The sequence below is a fragment of the Capnocytophaga gingivalis genome (assembly GCF_002302415.1).
Classification (GTDB): Bacteria; Bacteroidota; Bacteroidia; order Flavobacteriales; family Flavobacteriaceae; genus Capnocytophaga; species Capnocytophaga gingivalis.
This window is the reverse complement of record NZ_CP022386.1, coordinates 1,133,995-1,150,122: the sequence shown is the minus strand read 5'-3', so window position 1 is coordinate 1,150,122 and position 16,128 is coordinate 1,133,995. Positions and strand designations below refer to the sequence as shown.

17 protein-coding genes are annotated in these 16,128 nt (G+C 44.2%); 4 read left to right on the top strand and 13 right to left on the bottom strand.

The window, feature by feature from the left end:
• Positions 1 to 4: 4 nt before the first annotated feature.
• Positions 5 to 682, top strand: coding sequence for an SIR2 family NAD-dependent protein deacylase (locus CGC50_RS05295; RefSeq protein WP_095909986.1), 678 nt, complete (start codon positions 5 to 7; stop codon positions 680 to 682).
• Here CGC50_RS05295 and hemE read toward each other — a convergent pair.
• Together hemE and CGC50_RS05285 are read right to left on the bottom strand one after the other, a co-directional pair.
• Complete coding sequence (hemE, locus tag CGC50_RS05290) at positions 669 to 1,697, bottom strand: uroporphyrinogen decarboxylase (RefSeq protein WP_095909985.1); 1,029 nt, start codon at positions 1,695 to 1,697, stop codon at positions 669 to 671. The genes CGC50_RS05295 and hemE overlap by 14 nt on opposite strands.
• Positions 1,698 to 1,700: 3 nt before the next feature.
• The gene (locus CGC50_RS05285; RefSeq protein WP_002669183.1) at positions 1,701 to 2,369 is read right to left on the bottom strand and encodes a uroporphyrinogen-III synthase; all 669 of its coding nucleotides are present in this window, start codon (positions 2,367 to 2,369) and stop codon (positions 1,701 to 1,703) included.
• A gap of 180 nt (positions 2,370 to 2,549) precedes the next feature.
• On the opposite strand from CGC50_RS05285, the gene CGC50_RS05280 reads away from it, so the two are divergent.
• Together CGC50_RS05280 and serS are read left to right on the top strand one after the other, a co-directional pair.
• Positions 2,550 to 3,188, top strand: coding sequence for a C40 family peptidase (locus CGC50_RS05280; protein ID WP_095909984.1), 639 nt, complete (start codon positions 2,550 to 2,552; stop codon positions 3,186 to 3,188).
• Positions 3,189 to 3,481: 293 nt separating this feature from the next.
• On the top strand, positions 3,482 to 4,753 hold the full coding sequence (serS, locus tag CGC50_RS05275; protein WP_095909983.1) for a serine--tRNA ligase: 1,272 nt from the start codon (positions 3,482 to 3,484) through the stop codon (positions 4,751 to 4,753).
• Between the two features lie 162 nt (positions 4,754 to 4,915).
• Here serS and gpmA read toward each other — a convergent pair whose 3' ends face one another.
• From gpmA to tsaD, 11 genes are all read right to left on the bottom strand, one after another.
• Complete coding sequence (gene gpmA / locus CGC50_RS05270) at positions 4,916 to 5,662, bottom strand: 2,3-diphosphoglycerate-dependent phosphoglycerate mutase (protein ID WP_095909982.1); 747 nt, start codon at positions 5,660 to 5,662, stop codon at positions 4,916 to 4,918.
• Between the two features lie 90 nt (positions 5,663 to 5,752).
• Positions 5,753 to 6,535, bottom strand: a complete 783-nt coding sequence (locus tag CGC50_RS05265; protein ID WP_095909981.1) for an ABC transporter permease — start codon at positions 6,533 to 6,535, stop codon at positions 5,753 to 5,755.
• Entirely contained in the window at positions 6,528 to 7,238 is a 711-nt protein-coding gene (locus CGC50_RS05260; protein ID WP_002669335.1) for an ABC transporter ATP-binding protein, read from the bottom strand. Before CGC50_RS05260 ends, CGC50_RS05265 begins: the two co-directional genes overlap by 8 nt.
• A gap of 27 nt (positions 7,239 to 7,265) precedes the next feature.
• Entirely contained in the window at positions 7,266 to 8,507 is a 1,242-nt protein-coding gene (locus tag CGC50_RS05255; RefSeq protein ID WP_198541638.1) for a nitrous oxide reductase family maturation protein NosD, read from the bottom strand.
• 21 nt (positions 8,508 to 8,528) lie between these two features.
• Positions 8,529 to 8,996 (bottom strand): nitrous oxide reductase accessory protein NosL, encoded by a 468-nt coding sequence (locus CGC50_RS05250; protein ID WP_095909980.1) that lies wholly within the window; start codon positions 8,994 to 8,996, stop codon positions 8,529 to 8,531.
• Positions 8,997 to 9,087: 91 nt separating this feature from the next.
• Positions 9,088 to 9,687: a hypothetical protein gene (locus tag CGC50_RS05245; protein ID WP_095909979.1), complete on the bottom strand. Its 600-nt coding sequence runs from the start codon at positions 9,685 to 9,687 to the stop codon at positions 9,088 to 9,090.
• Between the two features lie 59 nt (positions 9,688 to 9,746).
• A complete protein-coding gene (gene nosZ / locus CGC50_RS05240) occupies positions 9,747 to 11,714 on the bottom strand; it encodes a Sec-dependent nitrous-oxide reductase (protein ID WP_095909978.1) in 1,968 nt (655 codons plus the stop codon).
• A gap of 106 nt (positions 11,715 to 11,820) precedes the next feature.
• Entirely contained in the window at positions 11,821 to 12,354 is a 534-nt protein-coding gene (locus tag CGC50_RS05235) for a c-type cytochrome (RefSeq protein WP_095909977.1), read from the bottom strand.
• Between the two features lie 262 nt (positions 12,355 to 12,616).
• Positions 12,617 to 12,979, bottom strand: coding sequence for a hypothetical protein (locus tag CGC50_RS05230; protein WP_095909976.1), 363 nt, complete (start codon positions 12,977 to 12,979; stop codon positions 12,617 to 12,619).
• A 168-nt stretch (positions 12,980 to 13,147) separates the two neighbouring features.
• On the bottom strand, positions 13,148 to 14,263 hold the full coding sequence (bshA, locus tag CGC50_RS05225) for an N-acetyl-alpha-D-glucosaminyl L-malate synthase BshA (RefSeq protein ID WP_095909975.1): 1,116 nt from the start codon (positions 14,261 to 14,263) through the stop codon (positions 13,148 to 13,150).
• A 121-nt stretch (positions 14,264 to 14,384) separates the two neighbouring features.
• Positions 14,385 to 15,404 (bottom strand): tRNA (adenosine(37)-N6)-threonylcarbamoyltransferase complex transferase subunit TsaD, encoded by a 1,020-nt coding sequence (gene tsaD, locus CGC50_RS05220; protein ID WP_095909974.1) that lies wholly within the window; start codon positions 15,402 to 15,404, stop codon positions 14,385 to 14,387.
• Between the two features lie 177 nt (positions 15,405 to 15,581).
• Between tsaD and CGC50_RS05215 the strand changes: the two genes are divergently transcribed.
• Positions 15,582 to 15,998, top strand: a complete 417-nt coding sequence (locus CGC50_RS05215) for a lipocalin-like domain-containing protein (RefSeq protein ID WP_232781195.1) — start codon at positions 15,582 to 15,584, stop codon at positions 15,996 to 15,998.
• The last annotated feature ends 130 nt before the right edge of the window (positions 15,999 to 16,128 follow it).

The following is a 16,128-nucleotide window of genomic DNA, read 5'->3' as shown; positions in this document are numbered from 1 at the left end:
ACAAATGCAAAAATTAGTTGTACTTACCGGAGCGGGTATTTCTGCCGAAAGTGGCATTAGTACTTTCCGTGATTCGGGAGGTCTTTGGGAGGGCTATGATGTCAATCAGGTAGCTACTCCCGAAGGCTTTGCGGCCGACCCTGCCTTGGTGCTGGACTTCTACAACCAGCGCCGCCGCCAGCTCTCTCAGGTAGAGCCCAATGAGGCACATCGCCTTTTGGCACATTTAGAAAAACGCTATGAGGTAGTCATTATCACTCAGAATGTGGACGACCTACACGAGCGGGCAGGAAGTCATAACATCATCCACCTACATGGCGAATTGCTCAAGAGTCGTGGGGTGGACAACCCTGAGGTGACTTACCCTTGTACAGGGGATATCCATGTGGGAGACAAGAGCCCTACTGGAGCGCAATTGCGCCCCCATATCGTATGGTTTGGCGAGGAAGTGCCTATGCTGGAGAAGGCTATAGCACAGGTGTACTCCGCAGATATACTGATGATTATAGGGACTTCCCTACAGGTGTATCCTGCGGCAAGTCTTATAGACTATGTCAAGGAGGGTACCCCTATCTTCTACATAGACCCAAACCCCTCACTACACAGCAAGGGGGATCTTACAGTTATCGCACAGAAAGCCTCCACAGGGGTGGCCAAGGCTATTGAGCTTATGACTCCTTAAAATTCTTGACAGCCTCTACAAAAGCACGGGCATGCTCCACGGGTACTTCTGGGAGGATACCATGTCCTAAGTTGGCTATATAGTGTTCTTTGCCAAAGGCGCGGATCATCTGTTGGGTTTTCTCCTTAATTTGGGTGATAGGTGCCAAGAGCCATGCAGGGTCTAAGTTGCCTTGTAGGACTTTCTTGCCACCGGTGAGCTTGCGTGCCATCTCGGGCGAGCAGGTCCAGTCTACCCCAAGAGCTGCTGCCTTGCTCTGGCTCATCTCTTCTAGGGCATACCAACAGCCTTTGGCAAAGACAATCACGGGGACTTCCTCAGAGAGCGCCTCCACGATCTGGCGGGTATAGGGCCAGGAGTACTTCTGATAGTCTTCTGCAGAGAGCACCCCTCCCCAGCTATCGAAGAGTTGTAGGGCATCCACTCCAGCTTTTACCTTTTCTCTTAGGTAAGCGATGGTCGTATCAGTGATTTTCTGTAGGAACTCAGCTGTCCACTCTGGGTAGGAGAATGCGAATGACTTAGCTGTATCAAAGTTCTTAGACCCTTTTCCTTCTACTGCATAGCAGAAGATAGTCCATGGTGCTCCTGCAAAGCCTATCAAGGGTACTTCCCCTGCCAAGCGCTCCTTGGTAAGGCGGATTCCCTCCATCACATAGCCTAATGCCTCGGATACCTCGGGTATCTGCACGCGCTCTATATCCGCTTTGGTACGGATGGGGTGCGGTAGGTAGGGACCTACTTGTTCTTTCATCTCGATATGTATCCCCATCGCTTGGGGTACCACCAGAATATCACTGAAGAGGATAGCCGCATCCACCCCTACGATATCTACCGGTTGAGTGGTAATCTCGGCAACCAGCTCAGGGGTACGGCAGCGGGTGAAGAAGTCATATTTGGCGCGTAAGGCTCTGAATTCAGGTAGGTAACGCCCCGCTTGGCGCATCATCCACACGGCAGGACGCTCGGTTTTCTCTCCTTGGAGAATCCTTAGGAAAAGGTCATTTTTTATCATAAATTACGTTTGTCTATTGTTGAATATCTCTCGGCATCGCTCCATCATTCCCTCCAAGGTAGGCGACTGCGCGATATAGCTGCTAACACCTTCAGGGAGGGCACTTTGTGTCGTACTTCCTATACAGAAAATTTTTTCCTCAGCAAAGCTATTTGCCGCAAGAAAGCTCCTCACTGCCGAGGGACTGAAAAAGAGCAGCCCATCGTAGTGCTTGGATAACTTCTTAGGTGTCAGCTCTGTAGTGTAAGTAAGGCATTCATGGCAAGGGATTCCCCTCTTAGCAAGTACTTTAGGCAGGGTCTCCATACGGCTCTCCCCACAGAAGAAGACAAAGGAATAGCTGGCGTACTGTTCCACTAAGTAGTTGGCCAGCTGCTGAGCATAGCCAAAAGAAGCTATCACCTCCCAGCCTGCACTCTCGAGGCGCTCTCGGGTCTTGGCTCCTACACAGAAAGCCCTATGCGGAGCAAGCGCTTTAGCTGCCGGATGTTTCTGCAGTGCCTCCAATGCATTCCCACTGGTGAAGATAGCAAAATCTGCTTGAGGAAAAGCCTCTATAGTCTCTGATAGCTGTACTCTGATAAGCGGAAGAGACTCCACCTGAAAGCCTAAGGCAGCAAAAGCCTCTACTTCTTGGGGCAAAAGGAGCTTGGTACTTAGAAGGCGAATCATCTGTTTTTAGGTGCAAAAATAATGAAAAATTGTGAATAATATACGTAACTGGATTGTTTTTAACAATTTGAAAATTGAAAACTTATCTTTTTTTCAACAATAAGAAAAAAATAAGAAAAGAAAGGTACAAGTAATCAATTAATTCCGTAACTTTGCAGGTGCTTTTCAAAATATGGATCTATGAAAAAAATACTACCTATTCTACTTTTTTTTGCAGGCACAGCGTATCACCAAGAAGTGCAAGCGCAGAACCGTCCTTCGAAACCTTTGGTGGACAATCCTACCTACCTAGAGGGAAAGAATGATATGCTCATAGCAGCGACAGACTTTGGAAATATCTCCCGCTATGAGAATGCAGTGATAGACGAGTCCATGCCGATCAGCCGCCGAGGAGAACTCTTGGTAAAGCCCGACTTAGAGGCTATGGGTGCTGAGGATAGGGTAGTAGCCCTTATCGATGCCGCTTATTCGTATATAGGAACCCCCTATAAGTGGTCAGGCACTACCCGCGAGGGAATGGATTGTTCGGGCTTTGTAAGCACCGCCTTTAGCTCCATCAATGTTCCCCTGAGCCGCTCTTCTACTGAGATGTCTACCCAAGGTGTGGATATTCCCCTAAGCCAAGCTCAGGTAGGCGATTTGCTTTTCTTCAAGACTACCCGCAAGCGCAACCGTATCAGCCATGTAGGTATCGTGGTAGGTACGGGCGATGAAGTTAAGTTCATACACGCTTCTACTTCTCAAGGTATTACTGTCTCCAGCCTCTCTGAGGACTATTGGCAGAAGGCTTATGCCAAAACCAGTAGAGTACTTAAGTAATCCGATAAACACAGATGCAATAAATACAGACGCAATTTATTGCGTCTCTACCATAACGTAGAGACGCAATTTTTGTCTCCACTAGCTACATTTTTCACTTTTCCCTCCCTAATCCCTCACTTCTCTAATATTTTTAAAATAATATTCGGAAAAATAAAAAAATAGTAGTATCTTTGTACTTCATATACTGACCCCTTGTGAGGGGGGTGACCTCCTGAGAGGAAAATAGAAAAATCCCCAAAGGGTCTAAAGTGTTTTGTAAGATATAACTAACTTAAAATCAACGATATACTATGTTGCAAATCAGTTACATAAGAGAGAATAAAGAGAAGGTTCTCACAGGACTTAAGAAGAGAAATTTCGGTGAATTGGAGCTTGTAGAGCAGGCTATTGCTTTGGATGAAAAGCGTCGTGCACTCCAAACGGAGCTCGATGAAGCGCTTTCTAAGAGCAATAAGCTCTCCAAGGAAATAGGCGCGCTGATGAAGGAAGGGAAAAAGGAAGAAGCCGAAGCTGCCAAAGAACAAACCGCTCAGTATAAGGAGCTTACTAAGCGTCTCAATGCAGAACTTGACCAGACGGCTACCTCCCTTACTCAGGTGCTCTACCGTATCCCTAATATCCCTAACGAGATTGTTCCTGAAGGAAAATCAGCAGAGGACAACCTCAATGTATTCCAAGCAGGAGAGATTCCCGCCCTCTACGAAGGGGCACTCCCTCACTGGGAATTAGCCAAAAAATATGATATTATCGACTTCGAACTCGGGGTGAAGCTCACCGGAGCGGGATTCCCTGTATACAAGGGTAAGGGAGCAAAACTGCAAAGAGCCTTGATTTCTTACTTCTTGGACAAGAATACCGCCGCAGGCTACCAAGAGTTTCAAGTACCTCATATGGTCAATGAGGATTCTGGCTATGGTACCGGACAGCTTCCTGACAAGGAAGGACAGATGTACCATGTACAGCTCGATAACCTCTACCTGATTCCTACTGCCGAGGTGCCTGTAACGAATATCTTCCGTGATGTGATTCTCTCCGAAGCGGATTTCCCTATCTGTTGTACCGCTTATACGCCTTGTTTCCGTCGCGAAGCAGGTAGCTATGGGGCACATGTAAGAGGGCTAAACCGCTTGCACCAGTTTGACAAAGTAGAGATTGTCCGTATAGAACATCCCGACCGTTCCTACCAAGCACTCACTCAGATGGTAGAGCATGTCAAGGGTATTCTCAACGAACTGAAACTCCCTTATCGTATCCTACGCCTCTGTGGGGGTGATTTGGGCTTTACCTCAGCTATTACTTATGACTTCGAGGTATACTCTACCGCTCAGGAGAAATGGCTCGAAATAAGCTCTGTTTCCAACTTTGAGACCTTCCAAGCCAACCGACTCAAGCTCCGCTTCCGCAATAGCGAAGGCAAAACACAGCTTGTCCATACCCTCAATGGTAGCTCCTTGGCATTGCCTCGTGTCTTGGCAGGTATCTTGGAAAACTACCAAACCCCAGAGGGTATCCTGATCCCTGAGGTATTGCGCAAGTATACAGGATTCGATATCATTAATTAATGATTAATGGTCAATGATTAATGAATAATATTACTAAAAAGCCGCATAAGGAAATCTCCTTATGCGGCTTTTTTTAGGTAATAGGTAAAGTAGCGTGAACAAGTATGAGGAACAGCCTGCTCACTCTTCACTTTTCACTTTTCACTCTTCACTCTTCACTGCTCACTGTTTCTTCCCTTGATTAGCTACGCTATTGATAGCGGCAGCGATGGCCTCTTGGTCGCCTAAGTAGTAGTGCTTAATAGGCTTTAGGTCGGCATCGAGTTCGTATACCAATGGCACCCCAGTAGGGATATTGAGTTTTAGGATTTCTTCCTCAGAGAGGCTGTCCAAGTATTGCACTAAGGAGCGCAAGCTATTACCATGAGCGGCAATGATTACACTTTTTCCTTGCTTGATTGCAGGAGCGATATCGCTGAACCAAAGGGGGAGCATGCGATCATAACAGTCCTTGAGGCTCTCTCCAGCTGTCTTCTCAGCATCGGTGAGTGTGTCATAGCGGCGGTCATGAGAGGGGTGACGCTCGTCGCTTTTCTCCAATAGTGGTGGTTGTACATCGTAGGAGCGTCTCCAGAGGAGCACCTGATCTTCGCCGTATTTGGCAGCTGTCTCAGCCTTGTTAAGTCCTTGTAGGGCACCGTAGCTTTTCTCGTTCAGGCGCCAGCTCTTATAGGTAGGTACCCATAGCTCGCCCATCACTTCCAGGGCATTGTTCAGTGTCTTGATAGCTCGCTTGAGGACAGAGGTATAAGCCACATCAAAGCGGAATCCCTCTTCCTTGAGTACACGACCAGCCTCACGGGCTTCTTGTACTCCTTGCTCAGTGAGGTCTACATCTTGCCATCCAGTGAATAGATTGAGCTTGTTCCATTCACTCTGTCCATGACGTAAAAGAACTACTTTATACATAATTTAGAATATTAGGGTTGTAGAAATTACAGGGTTATAGAATTATAGAAATTACAGGGTTAATCATTAAACATTAATCATTGATCATTATTAAAAGTCTTTTCTCTTAATCTTTCTTAGGATCAAGAAGATAATGGCTATCACCCATAAGCTCAGGGAGCCCAAGGAAGCAGCAATACCGGTGGTCGAACCAAAGAATGACTTAAAGAAAGCACTGGTATAGCCCATCAGTGCTGATATATCGAGTTTCAGCAGGATGAGGATACGAGAGAGGTCTATCGGATTGGCTAAAATCATCGCAAGGGAGAATGAGTCCAAAGGATATTGGCGGAATACCATAAAGCATATTAGGAAGATACCATCGAAGATTACCGCCATGAAAAGCCATATAAAAATAGCCAAACTAAAGCCCTTGATCTTGTTCTCATAATAGAGCCCAATAAGGTAGGAAATTCCTACAAAAATAAAGCTAAGAAACACCCCTGTGACAATCAGCATCAGGAAGTTGAATATTTCCGAAGATAGGAACAATCCGTATAGTAGAAAAGGTACCCCCAGCCCGATAACAAGGCTTAAGGAAAGTGATAGTGAAATCCCCAAGTACTGCCCTAAGAAAATATGCTTCCTCGGTATCGGTTGGGCTAAGAGTAGCTCAATGAACTCACGAGCATTGTAATAATACATTACCCCGAAGATGGTGGAAATCAAAGGAATAAGAACAATAATTACATTCATCAGGGTAATGACCGATTTGGATATATCATGGTTCAGGAATAGGAGTATACTACTTAGGATCAGGTAGAACCCAAAGTAGAAATATGTCCAACTGCTGCGGATAAGGTCAAAAAAAGTATATCGGATAATCTTAAGCATATTTTTCGTTTTTTAGGAGTTCGGCAATGGCTTCTTGGAAATTGTCCTTTTGGGTGGTTGCTAAGAGTTCCTGAGGGGTTCCTCTAAAGTAGATATTCCCTTCTAAGATAAAGAGAATCTCATCGGAGAGTTCCTCTAAGAAGCTAAGGATGTGGGAGGTGATTAGGATAGTTTTTCCCTTCTCTTTCTCGCGAAGGATGAGCTTTTTCAGTGCTAAAACGGCGATAGGATCAAGTCCTGAGGTAGGCTCGTCCAAGACCAGTACAGGCACATCGACCATGAAGGTCAAGACTAAGTTCACCTTCTGCTTGGTTCCTCCAGAGAGATTCCCCAAGGACTTATTCAGATGCTTCTGTAGGCCAAAGAGCTCTATGAGTTCTTGGTCATTACAAGGCACCTTCTTGATGTTCTTGATCATGGAGATAAGCTCTTTCACCTTGAGGTTGCTGGGGAAGTTGGCTATCTGAGGGAGGTAAGAGATCTGCTCCCTATAAGCCCATTGTCCTTTGATGGACTTCCCATTGAAAAGGATATCCCCTTTGGTAGGCACCACCATGCCTAAGAAACTCTTCATGGAGGTTGTCTTCCCAGAGCCATTAGGGCCTAAGATGGCGATAATCCCCCCATCCTTGATGGTAAAGTTCACGCCCTTGAGCACTTCCAATTTGCCGTATTTCTTATGTATATCTTTGAATTCTATCATAGATGTATTAGGGTAATTAGTTGATTATTAGTTTTTCTTTTTAGAAAAAGGATTCATACGAGGGGTCTCATCGACCAGGTTCTCAGGAGTAAAGGCAGGTGCTACTTTCTCCGAAAAGTTCATGATGTCGATAAAAAGACTTCTCAAGAGTACAATACTCTCTGGGGTACGGTTGCTGATATAGGAGAAGAGCTTCACTGGGCGGTAGGGGACATCGCCGATACCATCTTTGTTCAGGTCATAACCAGTGTAGTCACTCCAATAATTATCATAGAACTTGTTGTCATTCACATTGTTATCATAAGCCACATCGAAGGTGTTGTTCAGGAAATTATTATCCCAGAAATCGTTCTGATAGCACCCTCCTCGGATACGGATTCCCCAACCATTCTCACTGAAGATATTTTCGTTGTACTTCATACGGGTACAGTTCTCCCCATTGATACCGATGGTGTTGCGGTAGAAGGTATTGCCTGTGAGTTCGGAATCGTACAGCTCCTTGAGCAACAGTCCATAGGAGGCCGGCCCCCAGTTGTCTTGGAAAGTATTCCCGTTCATCTTTACTCGCTTGGAGAACATCACCGCGGCACCTGCACCATTTTTAGTGAATTTGTTGTGGTGATATTCGTTATCGTCCGAGAACATAAAGTGTAGTCCATAGCGTAGGTTTCCATGGCAGTAGTTATTCTCAATATAGGACTTAGATGAAAATTGTATATAGATACCATCACGACAGTTAGCCGATTCATTACCAATGATTCTTATATTCTTGCAGCTCCATAGGTGTATAGCATTTCCTGAGTTATATTGTTGGGTAGCATTGGAAAAAATCTTGTTGTTTTTTACAATACCATCACGTCCCTTTCTCAGGAGCACGCCGAAGCATACTTGATCCATGATATTATCCTCTATAACGAAATTTTTGGATTTGTCTAAGAGTATAGCTGCTTGTTCTTCTGTAGCTTTGAAAGGAACATTGGCCAGGCGGAAGCCCTTAATGGTGATGCTATCGGCTTGGATTTTGAGAATACTTCCCTTGAACTGCCCATTGATGACCGGTCTGTCTTTCCCGATAAGGGTTAGAGGCTTGTTAAGGAGTATATTATTCTCTGGATATGTACCCTTTTGTACTACAATAGTATCACCCCTTTTAGCAATAGCGACAGCTTGAGCTATAGTACTTATAGGACACTGAGGACATACTTGGAGGGATTGTGCTTTCCCTAAAAGAGGAAAGCATATGATAAGGAATATTAGTTTTTTTAGCATAGGTTTGATAGTGATGGTCTATTAATGGTCGTGCATGTTACCATGATCCTCATTTGCAGGGTGCTGATGTCCTTGGAACTTAGCTTGGATACCTTGCCAGTCGTAGAGTTCTCCTCCTTTTTCCCTTTGTATCTTTTGGGCATCCTCACGGGAGGCAAAAGCAGCCAAGTGAGCTCCCATAGGGCTCTCTATTTCTTTGGAAATAAGGTAAGTAGCCTTGGTAGCATCGATTAGGTTGCCTTCCTTGAGGTAGTCACACACCAAGTGCAGCGCTACTTGGTCTTCTTGAGGGGCTTGGAGCATGCACTCCACGGCATCATACTTGAAGGCTTTGGACTTCTGAGTAACCACTTCTGAGGCGAACTGAGGACTTACAATAGTCATCTTGCAGAAGGCACATTCTTCCTTCCCATAGTCAATAGGCTCTGCCTTAGGGGCACACGAAGCCATAAGGAGCCCAAGGCTCAATAGAGATAATACTTTTTTCATGTTGCGATATTTAGACTGCAAATATAAGAAAAAAAATCATCTTAGCAATGAATTAAGTCACTACTAAGATGATTTTTTCTCTTAAGATTAATTAAGCTACTTTTTTCTTACTGATGAAGAAGGCTACTAAGGCGAGTACTGCCGCCAAGACCATGGCATAAGTACCCCAGCTTGGGTAGGATTCCGCATAGAAGTTCAGCAGTTCCTTACCTCCAAAGAAAGGAGGTTGGTAGGCCATACCAGGGATTTTGATCTGAGCGGTGTCGCTTAGGTTGTGCCCATAGTCATACTCCCACTTATAGAAGTCATACATTCCCAATACACCTGCTACTCCCATAAGAGCAGCCCATGCAAAGTAAAGGATTCTCTTGCCTGCAAAGGCGATGAGCAAGCCCAAAACAAGGAGGCTGCCGATGACCCATGGGAAGGCTTTGAATTCCCAGAAATTCTCAGCATGAATATGCTTCATTCCTATATAGTGGTTTAGCAGATTGATATTCTCAATGGTATGGATGGAAAGTTCATCCTCTTGGGCAGAGAAGCTGCTCTTTCCATTAATGTCGTTAATCCAGATATACATTTTGATACCTTCTGGATATTGAGGAGCATCCAACTTGATACTCCAGATAGGGAAAATAAAGAGTAAGAGTAGCAAAAGGGAGGCTACTACCATTAAAATTCGTGCTTTCATTTCAATTAAAATTTGTAAAAAAGGCTGATACGAGACCAGCCTTTTTTTGGTTATATAAATTATTCGTCGCTACCGAGGCTCCACTTAAGCGGAGTGTTGCTTCCTGCAGCAGATACGCGGATGTATCCTTGCATTTCTTGGTGAAGAGCAGAACAGAAGTCTGTACAGTAGAATGGCCATACACCCACTTTAGTAGGTTTCCATACGAGGGTTTCTGTTTGTCCAGGCATGATAAGCAATTCTGCATTCTGAGCACCCAATACAGAGAATCCATGAGGGATATCCCAGTCTTGTTCTACGTTGGTTACGTGGAAGTATACAGTGTCACCCACTTTGATACCTTCGATGTTGTCAGGAGAGAAGTGGCTACGGATACAAGTCATGTACACATGTACGTTGTTACCTTCTCTTACTACCTTAGCATCGGCATCGGTACGAGTTACGTAAGGGTGGTGGTTATCCTTAAGTGCATAGATTTTGGTTTGTTGTGCTTTTATCTTGTCAGCAGGGATAGCCTGTGCATAGTGAGGCTCTCCGATAGTTGGGAAGTCCAAGAGGAGTTCCATTTTGTCTCCAGAGATATCGAATAACTGTGCAGATTGGCAAAGTTCAGGACCGGTAGGGAGGTAACGGTCTTTGGTAATCTTGTTCATTGCAACGAGATATTTACCGAAAGGCTTACGAGAGTCTCCACCAGGGATCATAAGGTGACCAGGAGCATAGTAGGTTGGTTTTCTATCCAATACCTCCCAAGTACCTACTTTCCATTTGATAACTTCTGAGGAGATAAAGAAAGTAGTATACGCATTACCTTTGTCATCGAACTCAGTGTGCAATGGGCCAAGACCTGTACTTTTTACTACACCAGCTACTACAGCATCCATTTTGATAGTAGGAATACCATATTTTTCACCATCGAAAGCCTTGTTTTCGATAGCTTTTAGCATTTTAGAGAAAGAGTGTACAGTAAGATCAGAAGAAAGTTTTCCGTTACCAATGATGTATTCCCCTGTTGGGTCTACGTCCACTCCATGAGGAGATTTAGGGGTAGGAAGTAGGTATACCAATCCTGGAAGCTGAGAAGCGTCAAGGATTTTTACAGTTTCTACTACTTCACTCTTACCTGTGTGTGTCTCATCACTGTAAGTGTTATGGTAGTGAGGAGCTTTCATTTCGGTGAATTTACCTTGTTTGATATAGTCCTCAGCTACTTTCCAGTTGATCGCTGCGATGTAGTCATAGTCATTTTCAGAAGCTTCTACTTCCAAAAGAGTGTTAGCTTCCTCAGTGTTGTAAGTGGTGAAGAATACCCATCCGTGAGAATCTCCTTTACCAGCGTGAGCTAAGTCATAGTTGAATCCTGGCATAAGGATTTGGAATTCGAGGTTCATAGCCCCTGAATCAGGATTGATTTTCACAAAAGAGATAGCTCCTTTGAATTTTCCTTTGTAATCCTTGATGGCTACGTCTTCCTGAGGAATAGGCACAGAGAAGCGAGTTCCCCCTACGATATACTCAGTGTTTTGAGTTACGAAAGTAGAAGAGTGGTTACCCCCTACGTTAGGAAGTTCCAAAATTTCTTCTGTTTCGAATGTTTTGAGACTAATACGGGCTACACGAGGAGTGTTGTTCCCGTTGATGAAGATCCAGCGTCCGTCTACTTCTCCATTGGTTTGAGAAAGGTCAGGGTGGTGGGTGTCATCCCAAGGAATGAACCCATGGGTAGTTTGCAAAAGAGGCTTGGTTTCTTCGTTGTAACCATATCCTTTTTCTGGGTCTTGTGAGAACACAGGAATCACTTTGAGTAGTCGTCCTGAAGGAAGTCCGTAAGTGGCAAGTTGTCCACTGAACCCTCCTGATAGGAATGCATAGTACTCGTCATATTGTCCTGGTGCTACATACACTCTGGAGGCAGCATCTGAAGCTCCCATAGCCCCAGACTTATTGTTGTCACTTTTGCTGCCATTTCCACAACTGGCAAGAAAAGCTCCAGCAATTGCCAAAGATAACAATTTGCTTGTTTTCATAAAACAATTTATTTAAAAATATTTATATCCTAAAAGTTTGATTTAGGGAGTAAAAGCCTGCTTAGAGTTTTTGAGTGCTCTAAACAGACTTTCTCTCTTTGAGAGCTTACTCAATAGTACGGAAGTACTCTAAGACAGCTCTGGCTTGTTCTTCTGTAAGGTGTTGGTTAGCCATAGGTGATCCGTTAGCCTCTACTAAGAGTTGCTTCGCGATAGGGTCATTGGCGATCATTTCCTCAGGGTTGAGGATCATGTTCATTACCCATTCAGGCGAACGTCTTTCCAAGATGCCCTTAGGAGCAGGTCCTATGAACTTCTTAGTTGGCTTGTGGCAAGCAGTACAATTGAGCTTGAATAGCTCTTGTCCTTTGGCTGCCAAGGCTTGATCTACAGTATTTCCTAATGGTGGATTCACTGCTTTTACAGGGCCTATTCCTTTGTTGCTTAGGTCTACTCCAGCACCACCAGTAGGGGCTGCAGGGGTTTCTGTAGCAGGAGTATTAGTCGCTGCAGGAGTCTCGGTTGTTGTGCTGGGTGTGCTGTTGTCAGTATTGGCATTATCTCCATTGGAGCTACCACCGCCACAGCTTACCATGGCCATAGTAGCCAATACAGCAAGCGTTAGTTTCACTGATTTCATTAAAAAATAGATTTAGTATTTTATGGGACAAAGGTACATATTTTTTTTAAAAAAACTACAATTTCCTCTCTTTTTTTTTACTCAAAAACAGAGTGGCTTTTCTCTTAAAGAGGAGATAACTTCTCCAAAGTGCCTATATTATTGAAAATGCCGTGTTTGTATCTTCTAAAAAGATTTTTTTAACAAAGTTTGGTAAAGGTACTAAAAAAGCACAAGTTGGGTATTTCCTACCTGTGCTTTTGAAAAATGCTTCTGCACAGGGCTAAAGTTGTTCGTCCAAGGCCATAGCAAGGGGTCTACTTTTCTCAATGAGTGCTCTTGCGATGCCCATATTGGCTTTGTCTCTTTCTAAGACTAAGAGGTTAAAAAACTTTCCCTTATTCGAAACCCCGATGACATAGGTGACCTTGTCGGTCTCTATAAGAATACTATGTATTTCTTTGATTTGTAGGGATTCACTTAGGAAAACAACATTTTTCACCTGTGTTACAATCGTGGTGAAGAAAGGGCTTGTTTCTTCAGCGGTTTTTAACAGCTCGACAGAGGCGGAGGCCTTTGCCATAATAGTCCCATCGGAACATTTGAGGATTCCACAGAAAAGGAATCCAGATAGACTGTCTTTCATTTCTAAGCAAAGCTTGTCAAGAGCTTCTTGTATTTCAGATCCTGTCGTAAAATTGGTTTTTGATATTATTTTGCTGCAAATGTAGCTATAATATCTATAATAATTGTATTTTTTAACAATTAATAAGTTGTGAAAAATGTTTATTAATCATTGCTCATTAATCATTAATCATTGTTCATGGTATACCGTTTCATACATAGGGATGATCCTCTTTTCGTCGAAAAGGCTGGCTCTCTCTAAGGCTTGTGCCTTGAACCGGGCGAGGGTCTCCCGATCATGAAGGATAGTAAGGGCGTTGCGTGCCATGTCGTCCACATCACCAACAGGGCTGAGAAAGCCTGATACACCCTGCTTATTCACCTCAGGGATTCCTCCAGCATTGCTCGAGATGACAGGCACTCCTTCTGCCATCGCTTCCAAGGCAGCTAAGCCAAAACTCTCTGATTCTGAAGGAAGTAGGAATAAGTCGCTCGAACAGAGTATGTCGTTCACATCCAAGTAGTTACCCAAAAAATTAACGTAGTTCTGTATCTCCAAGTCATGGGCAAGGGCTTGGGCATTCTCTCTGTCGGGGCCATCACCGACCATGATCAGGCGTGCTTTCTTCTGTTGGAGTACTTTGTGGAAGATACGCACCACATCGCAGGCTCTTTTTACCTTGCGGAAGTTGCTCACATGGGTGAGTATCAGCTCGTCAGGTTCTGCCAACATAGCACGCTGGCAGCGCTTGGGCTCACTTTTTTTCTTTTCTACATTGATGAAGTTCGGAATTACGTTGATGTGTTTCTGTACATCGAAGAGCTCATAGGTCATATCTCTGAGGCTCTCTGAGACAGCAGTCACTGCATCGGAGGCATTGATACTGAAGTTTACCGCAGTCTTGTAGTAAGGATGGTTCCCTACCAGGGTAATATCTGTGCCGTGTAGGGTGGTGATGATCTTCACTTCCAAACCTTCCTTGCGGAGAATCTCCTTGGCCATGAAGGCTGTATAGGCATGGGGAATGGCATAGTGAGCATGGATAATGTCGATATTATATTCGCGTACTACCTCCACCATCTTGCTTGAGAGTGCAAGTTCGTAAGGCTGATAGCGGAATAGAGGGTATTCCTCCACATATACTTGGTGCAAGTGGATGTTCTTATGAAAGGCTGAGAGCCTCACTGGCTGGCCATAGGTGATAAAGTGTATCTGATAGCCTTTCTGAGCAAGGGCAACCCCCAGCTCGGTAGCTACCACTCCACTTCCTCCAAAAGTAGAATAACAAACAATAGCGATCTTCATAATGATTAGGATTAAAGGGTATTAGGTGTCAGGATGTTAGGGTTAGAGAGTTTTAGGGGTAAAGAATTAATAGTACCTTGGCTAAAACCCTTTATCCCTCATTTCTATATTTCTCAATCCCTTAAAAATGGTATCTTGCCTGTGCTGTGACATGCATATCGGCAAAGTCTTTTTGTAAATATTTGTAATAAGCGGCGATACCTATCATAGCAGCATTGTCGGTGCAATACTCGAAGGGGGGGACAAAGACCCTCCAGTGGTATTTCTCGCCATAGGTTTTCAGCGCACTTCTCAGCCCTGAGTTCGCACAGACGCCCCCTCCTATGGCAATCTGGCGTATACCTGTCTGTTCGACTGCCTTCTTGAGCTTGCGCATAAGGATTTCTATGATAGTATATTGTACCGAAGCGCAGATATCGGCCAAGTGTTCTTGGACAAAGTTTGGATTTTCCTTTACCTCCTTCTGTATGAAATAGAGCACTGCGGTCTTCAGTCCTGAAAAGCTGAAGTTTAGCCCCTCTACCTTAGGGAAAGGGAAAGCAAACGCCTTTGGGTTGCCTTTTTGGGCATACTTGTCGATCAAGGGACCGCCAGGGTAGGGGAGACCGAGTATCTTGGCTGTCTTGTCGAAAGCCTCGCCTGTGGCATCGTCCTGTGTCTCTCCCAGAACTTCCATAGTGAAGTAGTCACTGACCTTGAGAATCTGGGTATGCCCCCCGCTGATGGTCATTCCCAAAAAAGGAAAGGAAGGTTTCTCCTGCCCCTCTTGGTCTATGAAGTGGGAGAGAATGTGTCCTTGGAGGTGATTGACTTCTACCAAAGGAATTCCTAAGGAGAGTGCTAAGGATTTGGCAAAGGAAACGCCTACTAATAGCGACCCCAGCAAGCCAGGCCCTCGAGTGAAGGCAATGGCTGAGAGTTGCTCCTTGCCCACTCCTGCTCGCTGCAAGGCCTGATGTACAACGGGAATGATATGCTGCTGGTGAGCACGCGAGGCCAGCTCTGGTACTACACCTCCGTATTCTTGGTGAATCTTCTGGGAGGCAATCACATTCGAGAGAACTTTGTCTCCCTGCATCACTGCCGCTGAGGTATCATCACAAGAGGATTCTATAGCTAATATATATGGTATGTCGTTCATTTCTGTAGAAAAGGGAAATAGCCCATAGTCATTTTATGCGGCAAAGGTACAACATTATCAGTATTTGTCAATGATTAATTTAAGGAAATCTCGTGTCAAAAGTTGTTAATTGTTCATTGTCAAAGAATAATTATTTATACCTTTGCCACAGTTGAAACTCAAAAAACACGTATTATGATGAGAAATATTTTAAAAGCAACCTTTATAGTCATCGCTATTTTGGCAATCTCTTGTGATAAGTCAGAAGACCTCTCTTCTAAGGATCTTGTAGGCTCTTGGTACTTAGAGAGTGTCACTTATGGAGGGCAACCTCAGGGACTTTCTTCTTGTGCTAAGCAGTCAAATATAGTTTTTACAGAAACAGAATATACTAAAACAGAATATGCAGGAATCGATGGTGGTCTCTGTTCTGAGACTCATAAAAAAATAGGGACTTATACAACATCTGGCTCTAAAGTTTTAGTAAAATACAAAGAAGGGAACAACGAGACAGTACCTACTATAAGCATATCAGGCAAAACACTTACCCTCTCTTTGGTGAAAGAACAAGGCGACAAAAAAATGCCTTTGGTCATGACTTTTGTAAAACGATAGCCCCTAAGTCGGTATTATATTGGGAACACCCCAAGAGAGAAAAGCATCTGAATAAGTTGCCTATGGGTTTCTAATCACTAAAAAAAACAAAACATCTCGCAAAAAAAGATATTTTTGTTGTACATTTGTG